We start from the raw sequence: 16,156 nt of genomic DNA on the forward strand, positions 1-16,156 counted from the left end.
CCGCGTCCGGAACGACCACAGGAACGACCCCCGGCTCCGTGCCCGCCCCCGCGGGCGTCCCCGCCACCTTCCAGCCCGGCCCCACTCCTCTGCCGGCCTCCGCGGTGCGGAAGGCCGAGCCGCTGGACGAGGACACGCGCGGACGCCTCCTGCAGGGCGCGCACCACGACCCGCATGCCGTCCTGGGGGCGCACCGCACCGAGGACGGAGTGCTGTTCCGCGCCCTGCGCCCCTACGCGCGCTCGGTGACGGTCACGGCGCGCGGCCTGCGGGCCGAGCTGCACGACGAGGGCGACGGCTTCTTCGCGGGCGTCCTGCCGCTGGTGGCGATCCCCCGCCGCTACCGGCTGCTGATCGCCTACCAGGACGCGGTGGTGGACACCGACGACGCGTACCGCTTCCTGCCCGCCCTCGGCGAGCTGGACCTGCACCTGATCGGCGAGGGCCGGCACGAGGAGCTGTGGCGGGCGCTGGGCGCGCACCCGATGACGCACGACGGCGTGGCCGGCACCCGCTTCACGGTGTGGGCGCCCGACGCGCAGGGCGTCCGGGTGGCGGGCGACTTCAACTACTGGGACGGCACGGCGCACGCGATGCGCTCGCTGGGCGGCACGGGCGTGTGGGAGCTGTTCCTCCCGGGCGTGGGCGAGGGCGCGCTGTACAAGTTCGACATCACCCGGCCCGACGGCTCGCACACCCTGCGCGCGGACCCGATGGCGCGCCGCACGGAGGCGCCCCCGGCGACCGCGTCGATCGTGCACGCCTCGCACCACGCGTGGCGGGACGAGGAGTGGATGGCGGGACGGGGGCGGCGGCCGGTGCACGAGGCGCCGTTCTCGGTGTACGAGGTGCACCTGCCGTCGTGGCGGCCGGGGCTCACGTACCGGCAGCTGGCGGAGCAGCTGCCGGCGTACGTGAAGGACCTCGGTTTCACGCACGTGGAGCTGATGCCGGTGGCGGAGCACCCGTTCGGCGGCTCGTGGGGCTACCAGGTGACCGGCTTCTACGCGCCGACGGCGCGGCTGGGCACGCCGGACGACTTCAAGCACCTGGTGGACGCGTTGCACCGGGCGGGCATCGGGGTGCTGATGGACTGGGTGCCGGCGCACTTCCCGCGCGACGACTGGGCGCTGGCGGAGTTCGACGGGCGGCCGCTGTACGAGCACCACGACCCGCGGCGGGCGGCGCACCCGGACTGGGGAACGCTGGAGTTCGACTACGGCCGGCCGGAGGTGCGCAACTTCCTGGTGGCCAACGCGGTGTACTGGTGCGAGGAGTTCCACATCGACGGCCTGCGCGTGGACGCGGTGGCGTCGATGCTGTACCTGGACTATTCGCGCGGCCCGGGCGAGTGGGTGCCGAACGCGTACGGGGGCCGGGAGAACCTGGACGCGGTGGCGTTCCTGCAGGAGATGAACGCGACCGTCTACCGCCGGTGCCCGGGTGTGGTGACGGTGGCGGAGGAGTCGACGGCCTGGGACGGGGTGACGCGGGCGACGCACCTGGTGGGGGCGGGCGGCTTCGGCGGCCTGGGCTTCGGCCTGAAGTGGAACATGGGCTGGATGCACGACTCGCTGGAGTACATGGTCAAGGAGCCGGTGCACCGCAAGTACCACCACGACCGGATGACCTTCTCGATGGTGTACGCGTACAGCGAGAACTACGTGCTGCCGATCTCGCACGACGAGGTGGTGCACGGCAAGCGGTCGCTGGTGTCGAAGATGCCGGGCGACTGGTGGCAGCGGCGCGCGGACCACCGCGCGTACCTGGGCTTCATGTGGGCGCACCCGGGCAAGCAACTCCTCTTCATGGGCCAGGAGTTCGCGCAGGGCGCGGAGTGGTCGGAGCGGCACGGCCCGGACTGGTGGCTGCTCGACCCGTCGTACGCGGCCGAGGCCGACCACCGGGGCGTGCGCGACCTGGTCCGCGACCTGAACCACTGCTACCGCGCCACCCCGGCGCTGTGGGAGCGGGACACCTCGCCGGAGGGCTTCGCGTGGGTGGTGGGCGACGCGGCGGACGACAACGTCTTCGCGTTCCTCCGCTTCGCGGCGGACGGCTCGCCGCTGCTGTCGGTCAGCAACTTCTCCCCGGTGGTCCGGGAGGGCTACCGCCTGGGCGTGCCGCCGGCCCCGCCGGTGTGGGAGGAGTGCGTCAACTCGGACGCGGAGCGGTACGGCGGCAGCGGGGTCGGCAACCCGGGCCCGGTGAAGACGGAGGCCGTGCCGTGGCACGGCCGCCCGTCGAGCGTACTGCTGACGCTGCCGCCACTGGCGACGGTGTGGCTGCGGCCCACTGACAGCCCCGCCGGCGTTTGAGGCGCGGGGGTCCGGGGGCGGAGCCCCTGGGAAACGGGAAGGGGCGGGACCGGGGCCCTTTCGCCCCTGCCCCGCCCCGCCGGACGGTGACCGTTAGGCCGCCGCCGTCTCCTTGCGGGACTCCGCGGACGCCTCCGCGGGGTCCGGGGCCGCGCCCCGGCCACGGCCCGGCAGCAGGAACGCCACCAGCACCGTGCCCACGCCGAGGACGACCGCGCCGACGACGCTGGTGTGCGCGACGGCGTCGGCGAACGCCTTGTGCACGGCCTCCAGGATGGTGTGGGCCTGCTGGGCGCCGAGTGCGGCCGCCTTCTCCGCGCCCACCTTCGGCGCGGCGCCGGCCGCGACCTGCTTGCCGGCCTCCTTGGCGACGTACAGGCCGGCGCCGACGGAGTCCTGCGCGGCCGCGAGGGCCTTCTCCGGCAGCTTGGGGCCGCCGGCCGCGGCGGCCTTCGCGGCGGCGTCGCCGAGGTTGGAGGAGTACGTCTTGGCGAGCACCGTGCCGAGGACGGCGATGCCCAGTGAGCCGCCCATCTCGATGGACGTGCTGTTGACCGCGCCGCCGACGCCGAGCTGGTCCTCCGGGAAGGAGCCCATGATGGCGTTGGTGCAGGGCGACAGGGACAGGCCGATGGCCAGGCCCAGGACGACCAGCGGCAGGACGAAGTCGCCGTACGTGGACGACGCGTCGACGCGGGCGAGCAGCGCGACGGCCACCGTGCCGACGGTCATGCCGACGGTGACCGTGACCTTCATGCCGAGCCGGGGGGTGAGGAGCGCGGTCAGCGCGCCGCCCACGAACACCGCGCCGGCCAGCGGCAGCATGCGCACGCCGGTGTCCAGCGGCGAGTAGCCGAGGACGAACTGGAGGTGCTGCGTGAGGTAGTAGAAGGCGCCGAAGACGGCGAGGAAGAACAGGGCGACGGCCGTCGTCGAGCCGGCGAAGGCGCGCCGGGTGAAGCGGCGGACGTCGAGGACCGGCCGGGGGTGGCGCAGTTCCCACAGGACGAAGAGGACCAGGCCGACGCCGGCGATCACCGCGGCGGTGACGGCCTTGGCGCCCCAGCCGAAGTGCGGCCCCTCGATGATCATGTAGATGAGGGAGCCGACCCAGACCACGGAGAGCAGGCCGCCGACGTAGTCGATCTTCTCGATGCCGGCCGCCTTGGACGGCGGGACGAGCAGCAGCGCACCGATGATGCCGATCGCGGCGATCGGCACGTTGATGAGGAACGTCGAGGCCCAGCCGTGGTCCTCCAGCAGCGCACCGGCCACCAGCGGGCCGACCGCGATGGCGAGGCCGGCCGTGGCCGTCCAGATCGTGATCGCCTTGGCGCGCTCGGCACGCGGGAACGTCGCGGCCAGCAGCGACAACGTCGCCGGCATGATCATGGCCGCGCCGACACCCATCGCGGCACGCGCCGCGATGACCGCGCCGCCGCTGTCGACGAGCGAGCCCGCGACGGACGCAGCGCCGAAGACCAGCAGGCCGAGGACGAGGGCGCCGCGGCGGCTGTACTTGTCGCCGACCGCGCCGAGGATCAGCATCAGCGCGGCGTACGGGACGGTGTAGCCGTCGATGACCCATTGCAGGTCCGAGCTGCCGAGGCCGAGGTCCTGGACCATGTCCGGGGCCGCGACCGTCAGGGACGTGTTGGCCATGACGATGATCAGCAGGCTGAGGCACAGCACCCCCAGTGCCGCCCAGCGCCTCTTGTAGGGACCGTCCATCTTGTCGACCGGGGTCGACACCACGAGGCCCATCGGGCCACCCCTTTCGCTGTTGCGCACGGACTTGCACACCGCTGTGCAATTACACAGTGGTGTGCAAATTACCGCGCCGGTACGGGGGTGTGCAAAATGAGGGCGAGCGGTCGGCCGTCGGGGCCCGGACCCGATCGGGAAGAGAGCCGGTATGGCGGGCAGAGCGGACGCCAATCGCCGCCGCATCATGGATGTCGCCCTCGCCGAGCTGCTGCGGGACGCGGACGCGAGCATGGACCAGATCGCCCGCGCGGCCGGCGTCGTGCGCCGCACCGTCTACGGCCACTTCCCCAGCCGCGACGCGCTGATCGGTGCGCTGGTCGACGACGCCGCGGACACGGTGGCGGCGGCCCAGGCGCGGGCGTTCGAGGCCGCGGCGGACCCGGCGGAGGCCCTGGCCCGGTCCATGCTGGCGGTGTGGGAGATCGCCGACGGCTACCGGCTGCTGGTCTCGATGGCCCAGCGCAGCGTCACCGTGGAGGGCATCCTCCGCCGCCTGGAACCCGTCCGCCTGGAGTGCGCGGCGATGCTCCGCCGGGGCCTGGACGAGGGCGTCTTCACCTCGCCCCTGCCGGCCGAGGCCCTGGCCTACGTCCGCGAACAGCTGCTGTTCGGCCTGATGCAGGCGGTCAACGACGGCGTGCTGGCCCCCGAGGAGGCCGGCCGCAGCGCCGCCGTGACGGCACTGACGGCGGCCGGCGTCCCGGCGCGCGAGGCGGCGCGGCTGGTGGCGGACATCCGCGACTAGGCCGTGTCCGGCGGATCTTCGCGCCCCGTAGGGGCGCGGGGAACTGCGCGACAAGCCACGACGCGCCCGCAGACGGGGTGCCACGCGGCGGAGCCGCGGATCGACACCGCCCCGCGCCCCTACGGGGCGCTGCATGATCCGCCGGATACGGCCCAGGCCCTGCCGGAGGCCCGGCTATGCGGCCGCGGCCGCCGCGAGCATGATCTCCCTGACCCGGTCGAGGTACTTGGGCACGCCCGCGGCCGCCTCCGGCGTGTCCGGCATCCGCACCACCAGCTCCGCCCGGTCCGGGAACCAGTTGAGCCACAGCGACACCCCGCCGGCGTTGTCCGGCCCGCACAGCACGCTCGCGCCGGCCCGCAGGTAGTCGCCGGCGCCCGGCGCGGCCCGCCCGTCCACGTACGACGCCATGGGCGGGATCTCGGGGACCCCGCCGCCGTCGAGGAGCAGTTCGAAAGCGCGGTGCAGTGGCACGTCGTACCCGGCGCGGGCCCGCTGGAAGCCCTGCTGGGCCACGGGGACCGCGGCGGCGAGGGTGGGCCGGGCGGGCAGCCGGAACATCAGCGGCACGAGGTTGACGAGCCAGCCGTGCACGGGGAGCAGCCCGGGGCGGTCCCGGGTCGACACGGCGGTGAGGACGCGGTAGAGGTCGTCGCCGGTGAACTCCCGCTGGGCGAGGGCCAGCGCCGCGAAGGTGCCCGCGGCGAAGCCGCCGCCGTGCCGGGCGCAGTAGGCACGGAACGCCCGCGCCTGACCGCCCGTCAGCACCGGGTACTCGAACTGCACGGCGGGCACCAGCGCGCCGGCGTTGCCCAGCTCGACGGGGAAGCCGGGGAACCGGCGGCCCCCCTCGCCCGCGGCCAGGAACTCCGCCCAGGCGGCGAGCTCCGGCGCGTCCGCCGTCAGCGCCGCGGAGCGCGCGTGCTCGCGGCGGTTGTGGGCGAGGTGGCCGGGGGCCGGCGGCAGGCCGGCCGGGACGCCGGCGAGGGCCGCGTGGTAGCGGGTGCGGAGCTCGTCGAAGAGCAGCGCCAGGGAGTGGCCGTCGGTGTAGGCGTGGTCGATCGCGCAGTAGACCGTGGACGCCGTGTCCCGCTGGACCACCCCGGCGAGCAGCCCCGGCCGCCCGGTCACCGCCGTCTGCTCGTCGATCCGCCGGTGCAGGTGGGAGCGCAGGGCGTCGGTGCTCGTGAACGCGCCGACGTGGACCGGGCGTACGGTCACCGCCTCGGGCGGCAGGCCGAACCCGGCCAGGTCGCCGCTGCCCGACGGCTCGTACCAGGTGCGGTACGCCTCGTGCCGCCGCACCAGCCCCTGCCACGCCGTCGTCAGCGCCCCGAGGTCCGCCCGGCCCGGCAGGTCGAACGCCAGGCCCACCCAGGGCGACTGGCGGCAACCGGCGGCGCGGTGCGCGGCGGCCAGCAGCAGGTGCGCCCGCTGGAAGGACGACGCGGGCACGTCGTGCGGTACGGGCGCCCGGCCACCGGCGCTCGCCTCGAACTCGACGACCTCGCCCGGGCCGGGCTGCCAGCCGGACATCTGGATCATGCGCACGGCAGGGTCCCCTCCACTCGGTGAACAGGAAACGGACGTTAGGCGGGCGCGATGAAACAACAATGAATTGCATGGTTTTCGCTGGTGGCGCGGGCAAGGAGCACCTCGCGGAAAACCCGCCCCTTGTTGCGCCGGAATTCGCGCTGCTAGCGTCCCGCCCCGCACCTTCCGCACGTGCCGCAGCAAGGAAAGGGCCCCTTCATGAACGCACGGCTGAACGCACGGCTGGACGGCGCGCAACCGTCCACGGATTACGCCGCGTTGCGCCGCAACCGGGAATACGCCGGGCTGAACCGCGTACTGCTCGACCTGGTCCCGGCCGGCTCCGGGCCGGCCGTCCTCGACGTGGGGTGCGGCGACGGGGCCGTCAGCGAGCAGCTGTTGCAGCGCGACCCCACCATGGCGCTGACCGGCGTCGACCCCGACCCGGAGCTGCTCGGCGCGGCCCGCGCCCGCCTGGGCGACCGGGCCCGGTTCGCCGAGGGCGACGCCTCCTCCGTGGCGCGGCTGTTCCCGGCCGGCAGCTTCGACACCGTCGTACTGGCCAACTGCATCCACCTCGTCCCGGACCTCGCCGGGGCCTTCGCCGCGATCGGGCAGGTCCTCACCGCCGGCGGGCGCCTGGTGTTCAACTCCGCGTTCTACGCGGGCGCCGAGACCCCCGCCGACCTGCCGCTCTACGCCGAGCTGGTCGGCACGGCCCGCCGTACCGCCACCGCCCGCGGCCTGTCCCTGGCCCGGTCGGCCGGCGGCCGGCCGGCGGGGCTGCGCCGGACCGCCGACGACTACCGGGCCGCTCTGGAGGTGGCCGGCTACGCCGGCGCGGTCGCCGCCGAGCGGACGTTCACGCTCGGCCCGCGTTTCCTCGCGGCGTTGTGCTCGACGCCGATGTTCGCGTCCGCCGCATTGCCGGGAATCGGCCGGCACCAGGCCGCGGAACTGCTCACGGAAACGTTGACGCAGCTGTACGAGCGCACGCCGTTCACCATCAGCCGGCGCTGCGTGTATTTCACCGCGACCCGGCCGTGAAGCCGTATGCATTCCATCAGTTCCCGATGAAAGGAAATCATTCCATGACCGACGTCCTGAACGTCGTGACCCGCGCCATCACCGGAATCCGCCCCGACCTCGGTGATTCCCGTACGGACATCACCCGTGAATCGGCGCTCTTCTACGCCGCCGAGCCCGGCCGGCCCGTCCTGGGGCTCGACTCCATGGAGGCCCTGGAGCTGATCGCCGTGCTGGAGCGCGAGTTCGGGGTCGAGCTGGCGGAGACCGGCATACGGATCGCCGACCTGCACACGGTCGGGGACGTGGTCGACGCCCTGTCGGGGACGCGCTGATGCCCGCGCCTCCCCGCCGCCGCGTGCTGGTGACCGGCATGGGGGTCGAGTCCTGCGCGGGCGGCACGCCGGACGAGCTGTGGGACGCCCTGGCCGCGGGGCGGCCCGCGGTCTCGGCGCTGGAGCTGGACGAGCCGCTGCCGTGCCGGGTGGGCGGTGTCGTCCGCGGGTTCGACCCGCGGGAGCACCTGCCCGCCGCGCAGGTCCGCCGCACCTCGCGGTTCCAGCAGCTGCTGTTCGCGGCGGCGATGAAGGCGCGGGAGGACGCGCGGCTGCGTACGGCCCCCGGTGCCCTGTACGTCGGCACCGGCGGCGGTGGTCTCGACGAGACCGCGCGGCTCGTGACCACCCTGCGGGAGAGCGGGTGGACACGGATGAACCGGCTGGGCCTGCTGCGGCTGCTGCCCGACCAGGCCGCCGGGCTCGTCGCCCGCGAACTGGGCATCACCGGCCCGGTCCAGACCCTGTCGACCGCCTGCGCGTCGTCGACCGACGCCATCGGGGCGGGCCTGCGCGCGGTCCGGGACGGCACCGCCGACATCGTGCTCGTCGGGGGCGTGGAGAGCTGGCTCGACGTGCCGGCCCTGGCGTCGTTCTGCCTGCTGGACGTGTTGTCGCAGCGGCCCGCGGAGGAGGCGGCGAGCGCGTCCCGGCCGTTCGACCGGGACCGCGACGGCATGGTGCCGGCGGAGGGCGCCGCCGTGCTCGTCCTGGAGTCGGAGCGGTCGGCGCTGCGCCGCGGCGCCACCGTGTACGGGGAGGTGCTCGGCGCCGCCTCGGGCTGCGACGCCCATCACCCGCTGGCGCCCCGGCCGGACGGCGCGGTGGCGGCCCGGACGATCGGGCTGGCCCTGGCCGACGCCCGTCTGGAACCGGCCGCCGTGGACCTGATCAGCGCACACGGCACGGCCACGCCGCTGAACGACCGGGCCGAGACGGCCGCGATCAAGCGCGCGTTCGGCGCGCACGCGCGGCGCCTGGCGGTCACCGCGCCCAAGTCGGTGATCGGTCACGCCTGCGGGGCGTGCGGGGTCCTGGAGAGCGTGGGCGTGCTGCTCGCCCTGCGCGAGAAGTACGTGCCGCCCACCGCCAACCTGCACCACCCGGACCCCGACTGCGACCTGGACTGCACCCCGCTCGTGGGCCGCCCCGCCCCGGTCCGTGTGGCCGTCAAGCAGAACTTCGGCTTCGGCGGCCACAACTCGGCCGTGGTGTTCGGGGCGGCGTGAGGGGCGGGGCGTGAGGACGACAGCGGAACGGCTGTCAGTGGTCCGCGGACAGGGTCGCCTCGTCGAAGGGCAGGCGGCCCGCCAGGACCTCGCGCATCCGCTCGGGGTCGGTCTCCTTCGTCCACGTGCCGACGAGCACCGTGGCCACCGCGTTCCCCGCGAAGTTGGTCAGGGCCCGCGCCTCGCTCATGAACCGGTCGATGCCCACGATCAGGCCGACCCCGTCCACCAGCTCGGGGCGGTGCGACTGGAGGCCGCCCGCGAGCGTGGCCAGGCCCGCGCCCGTCACGCCCGCCGCGCCCTTCGACGCCACCATCATGAACAGCAGCAGCGACACCTGCTGCCCCACGGACAGCGGCTGCCCCATGGCCTCCGCCACGAACAGCGACGCCATCGTCAGGTAGATGGCCGTGCCGTCCAGGTTGAACGAGTAGCCCGTGGGCACCGTGATGCCGACGACCGGCTTGCTGACGCCCAGGTGCTCCATCTTGGCGATGAGGCGCGGCAGCGCCGACTCCGACGACGACGTCGACAGGATCAGCAGGAACTCCCGGCCCAGGTACTTCAGCAGCGCGAAGATGTTCACCTTCGCCACCAGCCGCAGCAGCGTGCCCAGCACCACGACCACGAACAGCACACAGGTCACATAGAAGCCGATCATGATGACGGCCAGGGACTTCAGCGCGTCCACGCCCGTCGCCCCGACCACTGCCGCCATCGCGCCGAAGGCACCCACCGGCGCCGCCCACATCACCATCGCAAGGATGCGGAACACCAGCTTCTGGAGGTGCCCGATGCCGCGCAGCACCGGCTCGCCGGCCGGGCCCATCGCCTGGAGCGCGAACCCCGCCAGCAGCGCGACCAGCAGCGTCTGGAGCACCTGGCCGCCGGTGAACGCCGACACCATCGTCGTGGGGATCATGCCGAGCAGGAAGTCGGCCGTCGAGCCGCCCGTACCGCCCTTGGCCTGGGCCTCGCCCGCGTGCCGCGCCGCCTCCGTCAGGTGCAGGCCGCTGCCCGGCTCCAGGATGTTGCCGACGAGCAGACCGATGGCCAGCGCCACCGTGGACATCAGCAGGAAGTAGCCCAGCGCCAGCCCGCCGACCGCGCCGACCTTCGCCGCCTTCCGCACCGAGCCGATGCCCAGCACGATGGTGCAGAAGACCACCGGCGAGATCATCATCTTGATGAGGTTGACGAAGCCCGTGCCGAGTGGCTTGAACTCGACGGCGACACCGGGCGCGGCGAGGCCCAGTACGACGCCGGCGACCACCGCGGCGATCACGGCCAGGTACAGAAAGTGCGTACGGTCGCGCCGTCCCGTGCCGCCGGTGCCCTCACGGCCCGGCGGCGACGGCGCCGCCACGGTGGATGCGGTCACGGTCGTCCCCTCCTCGTTCCTCGGTGCGGTGTCGTGGACGTCCCGGGAACTATGCACCGCACTGTGACGGCGGTCACCCTTGCGTGCATTACGTTCACGAACCGGCCAAGGGGCACACTGTCGGCCATGCGCAGACCCCGCATCCGCCGCCCCCGCAGCCTGGCGGGCCAGCTCTTCGCGACACAGATCGTGCTGGTCGCCGTCGTGGTGGCCGGGTGCGCCGTCTTCGCCTGCCTGTCCGACCGGCAGCAGGCCGAGGAGGCCGCCCGCCGGCAGGTCACGGCCGCGGCCACCGCCGTCGCCGCCGCCCCCGACGTCCGCTCGGCCGCCGCCGGCCCCGACCCCAGCGCCGTCCTCCAGCCGTACGCCGAGCAGGTCCGGCACGACACCGGCGTCGACTTCGTGACGATCATGTCCCCCACCGGGGTGCGCTGGAGCCACCCCGACCCCGCGCGCATCGGCGAACCGTTCCTCGGCCACACCGGGCCCGCCCTCGCCGGGCGCACCTTCTCCGAGACGTACACCGGCACCCTCGGCCCCTCCGTCCGCGCCGTCGCCCCCGTCCGTGCCCGCCCCGGCGGGCCCGTCGTCGCCCTCGTCAGCGCCGGCATCACCGTCGACACCATCAGCGCCGGGCTGCGCGACGAACTCGTCGCGCTGACCGCCGTCGCGCTCGCCGCCCTCACCGCCGGCGGCCTCGGCGCGTACCTCCTCGGCGCCCGGCTGCGCCGCCACACCGACGGCATGGACGCCGCCGCGCTCGGCCGCATGCGCGCCTACCACGAGGCGACCCTGCACGCCGTGCGCGAAGGGCTGCTGCTCCTGGACGCCGGCCGGCGCGTGGCCCTCGTCAACGAGGGCGGCCGCGCCCTGCTGGGCCTGCGCGGCCCGTGCGGCGGCCTCGTCGGCCGGCACGTCACCGACCTCGGCCTCCCGCCGGCCCTCACCGCCGCCCTGCTGGACGCCGGGCCGCGCGTCGACGAGGTCCACCTCACCGACGAACGGATCGTGGTCGTCAACACCTCGCCCGTACGGGGCGGCGGCGCGGGCGCCGACCGCGACGGCGGCACCGTGGTGACCCTGCGCGACCACACCGAGATCCAGGCGCTCTCCGGCGAACTGGACTCCGTCCGCTCCTTCGCCGAGGCCCTGCGTTCTCAGGCGCACGAGGCCGCGAACCGCCTGCACACCGTCGTCTCCCTCATCGAACTCGGCCGGGCCGACGAGGCCGTGGACTTCGCCACCGCCGAGCTCGAACTCGCCCAGGCCCTCACCGACCGCGTCGTGGCCGCCGTCGCCGAACCCGTCCTCGCCGCGCTGCTTCTCGGCAAGGCCGCCCAGGCCAACGAACACGGCGTGGAGCTGGCCCTCACCGACGACTCGCGCGTGGACGACGGCCTGCTGCCGCCCGGCCTGCCCGCCCGCGACCTGGTCACCGTGCTCGGCAACCTCATCGACAACGCGGTGGAGGCGGCCACGGGCGAGACCGCTCCCGGTACGCGGCGGCCGGGGCGCGTCACCGTGACAGCGCGCACCGACGGCGAGGAGCTGCTGCTGCGCGTCGGCGACAGCGGGCCGGGCGTCCCGCCCGACGCCGCCGCGGAGGTGTTCCGCCGGGGCTGGTCCACGAAGGCGCCGGCGGGCGCGCCGCACGGCCGTGGCCTGGGCCTGGCCCTCGTCCGCCAGACCGCCCGCCGCCACGGCGGCACGGTCACCGTCGGCGCGTCCCCGGACGGCGGCGCCGAGTTCACGGTCGTCCTGCCGCTGACCACCAACCCCACGGAGGTGCCGGCATGACCGAGAGCCCGCCCGCCCCCGCCACCCGGAGAGACGTTCCGGCGCCCCCGCCGGCCCCGATCCGCGTGCTCGTCGTCGAGGACGACCCCGTCGCGGCCGACGCGCACGCCCTCTACGTGAGCCGCATGCCCGGCTTCATCGTGGTGGGCGTCGCCCACTCGCGCGGCGACGCCACCCAGATCCTCAAGCGCACCCCCGTCGACCTGCTGCTGCTCGACCTCTACCTGCCCGACGGGCACGGCCTCCAGCTCGTCCGCTCCCTGCGCTCGGCCGGCCACACCGCCGACGTCGTCGCCGTCACCTCGGCCCGCGACCTGGCCGTGGTGCGCGAGGGCGTCTCGCTGGGCGTGGTGCAGTACGTGCTGAAGCCCTTCACGTTCGCCACGCTGCGGGACCGGCTGGCGCGGTACGCGGAGTTCCGCGCCGCCGCCGGGGAGGCCAGCGGACAGGAGGAGGTCGACCGCGCCCTCGCCGTCCTGCGCACGCCCCAGCCCGTGGCCCTGCCCAAGGGCCTGGCGGCCGACACCCTCCACGCCATCACGCAGGCCCTGCGCACCGCCGGGGCGGAGGGCCTGTCCGCCGGTGCCGCCGCGACGGCCGTTGGCATCTCCCGCATCACCGCCCGCCGTTACCTGGAACACCTGGTGGACACGGGCCGCGCCACCCGCGCGCCCCGCTACGGCCAGGTGGGCCGGCCCGAGCTGCACTACCGGTGGGCCACGCCCTGAGTGCGGGGCTCCTGCCCTGGGAAGGTACGGAAGGTACGGCTCCTCGCAGTTCCGCCCCGCGATGGTGCAGGAGGTCAGCCCGTGCGCCCCACCCGCCTCGTACCGCTCGTCGTCCTCACCGTCGTCGCCGTTCTCTCCGGTGGTCTCACCGGCTGCGGCTCCGGCACCGACCCGGACACGCTGAAGGTCGCCTACCAGCGCAGCACCGACAACAAGGTGCAGATCATGGACGGCTGGCTGGCGGGCATCAAGAAGCAGTTCGAGCGGGAGCACCCGGGCAGGAAGCTGCGGCTGATCCCCATCCAGGCGTCGCTGGACGACTACTACGCCAAGGTCCAGCAGATGATGCGGTCACCGCGGACCGCGCCCGACGTCGTCCACGAGGACACCTTCCTCATCAACTCCGACATCACCAGCGGCTACCTCAGACCCCTCGACGACGAGCTCGCCGGCTGGAAGGACTGGAACCGCTTCGCCGCCACGGCGAAAGCGGCGGCACGGGGCACGGACGGCCGGACGTACGGCGTGCCGGACGGCACGGACACGCGGGGCCTGTGGTTCAACAAGGAGATCCTGGCGCGTGCCGGGCTGCCCGCCGACTGGCACCCCCGCACCTGGGACGACGTGCTCGACGCCGCCCGCGCGGTCAAGCGCGCGGTGCCCGGCGTCATCCCGCTCAACGTCTACAGCGGCAAGGGCGCCGGCGAGGCCACGTCCATGCAGGGCTTCGAAATGCTGCTGTACGGCACGGGGGCCGATCCGCTCTACGCGCCCGCGGAGAAGAAGTGGGTGACCGGGAGCCGGGGCTTCCGCGACGCGCTGGCGTTCGTCCGGACCGTGTACGCCGAGAAGCTCGGCCCCGAACCGTCCGACGCCCTCGACCCCAAGGTCACCGACCGGGTGGTGGGCGAATGGCTGCCCGAGGGGCGGCTCGCGATCGCCCTGGACGGCTCGTGGCTCGGCAAGTTCTGGCAGCCGAACGGCTCCCGGCCGTGGCCGCGCTGGCCTCAGGTGATGGGCCGCGCCGCCTTCCCCACGCAGGACGGGCACGCGCCCGGCCGCGTCAGCCTGTGCGGCGGCTGGACGTGGTCCATCAGCGCCAAGTCGGGCAAGCCGGGCCTGGCGTGGCAGCTGATCGAGACGATGCAGACGCCCGCGAACGCCACCGCGTGGGCCGTGGCCGACGGGCAGATCGCCGTCCGCGACGACGTGGCGGCGGACCCGGCGTACCGCACGGCGCTGCCCGGCACCGACTTCTTCACGGAGCTGGTGCAGGTCAGCGCGTACCGCCCCGCGCTGCCGGCCTATGCGCAGGTGTCGCACGCCATCCAGGAGGCCACGGAGTCGGTCACGACGGGTGACGCGGACCCGGCGACGGCCGCGCGGCGCTACGACGAACGGCTCGCCTCGATCGCCGGCGCGTCAGGGGTGACGCGCCGATGACCGCTTCCCGTCCTCGTCCGCTGCGCTGGCTCCCCCTGGCCCCGGCCACCGCGCTCGCGCTGCTCTTCCTCGCCGGCCCCGTCGGCTACTGCGTCTACCTCGCCTTCACGGACACCCAGCTCACGGGCCAGGCCACGGCGTCGTTCACGGGCCTCGCCAACTTCCGCCGCGCGGTGGCCGACCCGGCGTTCCGCAACGCGGTGCTGCTGACGCTCGTCTTCACCGTCCTGTCGGCGCTCGTGGGCCAGAACACGCTGGGCCTGGCACTGGCCGGCCTGATGCGCCGCGCGTCACGCCCGGTCCGTACGGTCACGGGCACGCTGGTCGTGGCGGCGTGGGTGCTGCCGGAGATCGTGGCGGGCTTCCTGATGTACACGTTCTTCCACCGGCAGGGCACGCTGAACGCGGTCCTGGCGTGGCTCCACCTCCCGCAACAGAACTGGCTGTTCACCCTCCCCATCCTCGCCGTCTCCTTCGCCAACGTATGGCGGGGCACGGCCTTCTCGATGCTCGTCTACTCGGCGGCGCTGGCAGGCATCCCCCAGGAGATCGACGAGGCGGCAGAGGTCGACGGCGCCCGCGGCCTGCGCCGCCTGTGGCACATCACGCTCCCCCTCATCCGCCGCTCCATCGGCACGAACCTGATGCTGAACACGCTCCAGACACTGTCGGTCTTCGGCCTGATCTGGGCGATGACCCGCGGCGGCCCGGGCAACCGCAGCCAGACGCTGCCGGTGTTCATGTACGACCAGGCGTTCCTGAAGGCCCTGATCGGCTACGGCACGGCGGTGGCGCTGCTGCTGTTGCTGGTGGGCGCGGTGTTCGCGACGGCGTACGTGCGGTTGTTGCGGGAGGAGGTGTGAGAGGGCGGCCGGCTGTGGTCGGCTGAGGCCATGGAAGCCTTTTGGACGAGCACGGTGGCGGTGCTGGGCACCCTGCTGGGTTCCCTGACGACCCACTTCTTCCAGCGCAGGGCCACGCGCTCGGAGGCGCTGCGGCAGGAGCGCACGACGACGTACAGCGCGTTCGCGGCGGCGGTGGAGGAGTACCGGCGCGGGCAGGCCGAGCGCTGGTACCGCCTCCAGGAGGACCCGGAGGGGGACGCGTTCCTCGCGGCGCGGGACGAGGCCCACCGCTTGCGTACGGCGGCGCGGCAGGCGCTGTACCGCGTGAAGCTGCTGACCGACGAACCGGCCGTCGTCGCGGCGGCCGAGCACGCCTACGCGAGCACGCGCGACGTCTCCACGGCCCACGACCAGGACGACCGGGACGCGCGCCACGCGGACGCGGGCCTGGCCATCGAGGCGTTCGTGGCGCGGGCGGCGCGGTTGCTGCGCTGATGCCGGCTGCGCGGCTAGGCCGATGACTCCTGCGGGGAGCGGCCGGCAGCCGTCGGGAGGGCGAGAAGGACCAGCAGCCCGAACGCGACGGCCGCGGACAGGGTGCGGGCGTCGTTGAACAGCTCCCAGCGTCGCAGGACGTCCGCATAACCGGCCGGCGGCGCGGTGGCGGCCCACTGCTTGATGCAGCCGTTGATGGGGACGTTCCCGAACCGCGTGATCAGGAACGACGCGACCACCAGGGCTCCCGCCACCCCGGCGAGGAGGCGCGCACGGCCGCGTTCCGCGGCGGCCAGGGCGAGGGTGCTCAGGGCCGAGACGGCCATCGCGGTCTGCATGGTGATGCCGTTCTTCGCCATCAGGGCCGTGTGGAAGTCGAGTCGCATGTCGACCGGCACGACGTCGAACGTCGGGACGAGATTGGCGGCGCCGTAGCCGAAGGCGCCCGCCAGCAGCCCGGTGGAGAACAGTGAGAGGGCTCGGAGGAGCCGGATGCGCGCGGTCGTCGTCACGG

The 16,156-nt window shown here is 74.0% G+C and carries 14 protein-coding genes; 10 read left to right on the plus strand and 4 right to left on the minus strand.

The genetic code is table 11. The annotated features are described in order from the left end of the window. Positions 1-38 precede the first annotated feature (38 nt). Complete coding sequence (gene glgB, locus IE305_RS17305) at positions 39-2,318, plus strand: 1,4-alpha-glucan branching enzyme (RefSeq protein WP_444546164.1); 2,280 nt, start codon at positions 39-41, stop codon at positions 2,316-2,318. A gap of 93 nt (positions 2,319-2,411) precedes the next feature. Here the strand turns inward: glgB and IE305_RS17310 are convergent, their stop codons facing one another. Continuing rightward, positions 2,412-4,082, minus strand: a complete 1,671-nt coding sequence (locus IE305_RS17310; protein ID WP_190130507.1) for an MFS transporter — start codon at positions 4,080-4,082, stop codon at positions 2,412-2,414. Between the two features lie 151 nt (positions 4,083-4,233). Here IE305_RS17310 and IE305_RS17315 point away from each other — a divergent pair, with 151 nt between their 5' ends. Next, positions 4,234-4,830 carry a TetR/AcrR family transcriptional regulator gene (locus IE305_RS17315; RefSeq protein WP_190130508.1) on the plus strand — a complete coding sequence of 199 codons (597 nt, stop codon included), beginning with the start codon at positions 4,234-4,236 and terminating at the stop codon, positions 4,828-4,830. Between the two features lie 174 nt (positions 4,831-5,004). On the opposite strand, the gene IE305_RS17320 is transcribed toward IE305_RS17315, so the two are convergent. After that, complete coding sequence (locus IE305_RS17320) at positions 5,005-6,375, minus strand: condensation domain-containing protein (protein ID WP_229891139.1); 1,371 nt, start codon at positions 6,373-6,375, stop codon at positions 5,005-5,007. A 207-nt stretch (positions 6,376-6,582) separates the two neighbouring features. Here IE305_RS17320 and IE305_RS17325 point away from each other — a divergent pair, with 207 nt between their 5' ends. The 3 genes from IE305_RS17325 to IE305_RS17335 are packed head-to-tail and all read left to right on the plus strand — an operon-like array spanning position 6,583 to position 8,953. Further along, complete coding sequence (locus tag IE305_RS17325) at positions 6,583-7,410, plus strand: class I SAM-dependent methyltransferase (protein ID WP_190130510.1); 828 nt, start codon at positions 6,583-6,585, stop codon at positions 7,408-7,410. A 44-nt stretch (positions 7,411-7,454) separates the two neighbouring features. Then, positions 7,455-7,724 (plus strand): acyl carrier protein, encoded by a 270-nt coding sequence (locus tag IE305_RS17330; protein ID WP_190130511.1) that lies wholly within the window; start codon positions 7,455-7,457, stop codon positions 7,722-7,724. Beyond that, positions 7,724-8,953 carry a beta-ketoacyl-[acyl-carrier-protein] synthase family protein gene (locus IE305_RS17335; protein ID WP_190130512.1) on the plus strand — a complete coding sequence of 410 codons (1,230 nt, stop codon included), beginning with the start codon at positions 7,724-7,726 and terminating at the stop codon, positions 8,951-8,953. The genes IE305_RS17330 and IE305_RS17335 overlap by 1 nt, the downstream gene beginning before the upstream one ends. Positions 8,954-8,987: 34 nt before the next feature. Here the strand turns inward: IE305_RS17335 and IE305_RS17340 are convergent, their stop codons facing one another. After that, positions 8,988-10,319, minus strand: coding sequence for a cation:dicarboxylate symporter family transporter (locus IE305_RS17340; protein WP_190130701.1), 1,332 nt, complete (start codon positions 10,317-10,319; stop codon positions 8,988-8,990). Positions 10,320-10,460: 141 nt separating this feature from the next. Here IE305_RS17340 and IE305_RS17345 point away from each other — a divergent pair, with 141 nt between their 5' ends. The 5 genes from IE305_RS17345 to kilB all read left to right on the plus strand — a co-directional run bounded on the left by IE305_RS17345 (position 10,461) and on the right by kilB (position 15,642). Next, positions 10,461-12,131 (plus strand): sensor histidine kinase, encoded by a 1,671-nt coding sequence (locus IE305_RS17345; protein ID WP_190130513.1) that lies wholly within the window; start codon positions 10,461-10,463, stop codon positions 12,129-12,131. Beyond that, entirely contained in the window at positions 12,128-12,859 is a 732-nt protein-coding gene (locus tag IE305_RS17350) for a response regulator (protein ID WP_190130514.1), read from the plus strand. The genes IE305_RS17345 and IE305_RS17350 overlap by 4 nt, the downstream gene beginning before the upstream one ends. An 81-nt stretch (positions 12,860-12,940) precedes the next feature. Further along, positions 12,941-14,302: an extracellular solute-binding protein gene (locus IE305_RS17355; RefSeq protein WP_190130515.1), complete on the plus strand. Its 1,362-nt coding sequence runs from the start codon at positions 12,941-12,943 to the stop codon at positions 14,300-14,302. Beyond that, entirely contained in the window at positions 14,299-15,165 is an 867-nt protein-coding gene (locus IE305_RS17360) for a carbohydrate ABC transporter permease (protein WP_190130516.1), read from the plus strand. The genes IE305_RS17355 and IE305_RS17360 overlap by 4 nt, the downstream gene beginning before the upstream one ends. 30 nt (positions 15,166-15,195) lie before the next feature. After that, complete coding sequence (kilB, locus tag IE305_RS17365; RefSeq protein WP_190130517.1) at positions 15,196-15,642, plus strand: plasmid transfer protein KilB; 447 nt, start codon at positions 15,196-15,198, stop codon at positions 15,640-15,642. A 14-nt stretch (positions 15,643-15,656) separates the two neighbouring features. Here kilB and IE305_RS17370 read toward each other — a convergent pair whose 3' ends face one another. Continuing rightward, entirely contained in the window at positions 15,657-16,154 is a 498-nt protein-coding gene (locus IE305_RS17370; protein WP_229891108.1) for an anthrone oxygenase family protein, read from the minus strand. Positions 16,155-16,156 lie beyond the last annotated feature (2 nt).

The sequence above is a fragment of the Streptomyces mashuensis genome (assembly GCF_014654785.1).
Classification (GTDB): Bacteria; Actinomycetota; Actinomycetes; order Streptomycetales; family Streptomycetaceae; genus Streptomyces; species Streptomyces mashuensis.

Excerpts from the sequence above, each read along its gene's own strand:
- IE305_RS17330 (WP_190130511.1), top strand. The coding sequence starts at position 7,455 with ATGACCGACGTCCTGAACGTCGTGACCCGCGCCATCACCGGAATCCGC.
- IE305_RS17345 (WP_190130513.1), top strand. The coding sequence starts at position 10,461 with ATGCGCAGACCCCGCATCCGCCGCCCCCGCAGCCTGGCGGGCCAGCTC.
- IE305_RS17350 (WP_190130514.1), top strand. The coding sequence starts at position 12,128 with ATGACCGAGAGCCCGCCCGCCCCCGCCACCCGGAGAGACGTTCCGGCG.
- IE305_RS17310 (WP_190130507.1), bottom strand. The coding sequence starts at position 4,082 with ATGGGCCTCGTGGTGTCGACCCCGGTCGACAAGATGGACGGTCCCTAC.
- kilB (WP_190130517.1), top strand. The coding sequence starts at position 15,196 with ATGGAAGCCTTTTGGACGAGCACGGTGGCGGTGCTGGGCACCCTGCTG.
- IE305_RS17315 (WP_190130508.1), top strand. The coding sequence starts at position 4,234 with ATGGCGGGCAGAGCGGACGCCAATCGCCGCCGCATCATGGATGTCGCC.
- IE305_RS17360 (WP_190130516.1), top strand. The coding sequence starts at position 14,299 with ATGACCGCTTCCCGTCCTCGTCCGCTGCGCTGGCTCCCCCTGGCCCCG.
- IE305_RS17335 (WP_190130512.1), top strand. The coding sequence starts at position 7,724 with ATGCCCGCGCCTCCCCGCCGCCGCGTGCTGGTGACCGGCATGGGGGTC.
- IE305_RS17325 (WP_190130510.1), top strand. The coding sequence starts at position 6,583 with ATGAACGCACGGCTGAACGCACGGCTGGACGGCGCGCAACCGTCCACG.
- IE305_RS17320 (WP_229891139.1), bottom strand. The coding sequence starts at position 6,375 with ATGATCCAGATGTCCGGCTGGCAGCCCGGCCCGGGCGAGGTCGTCGAG.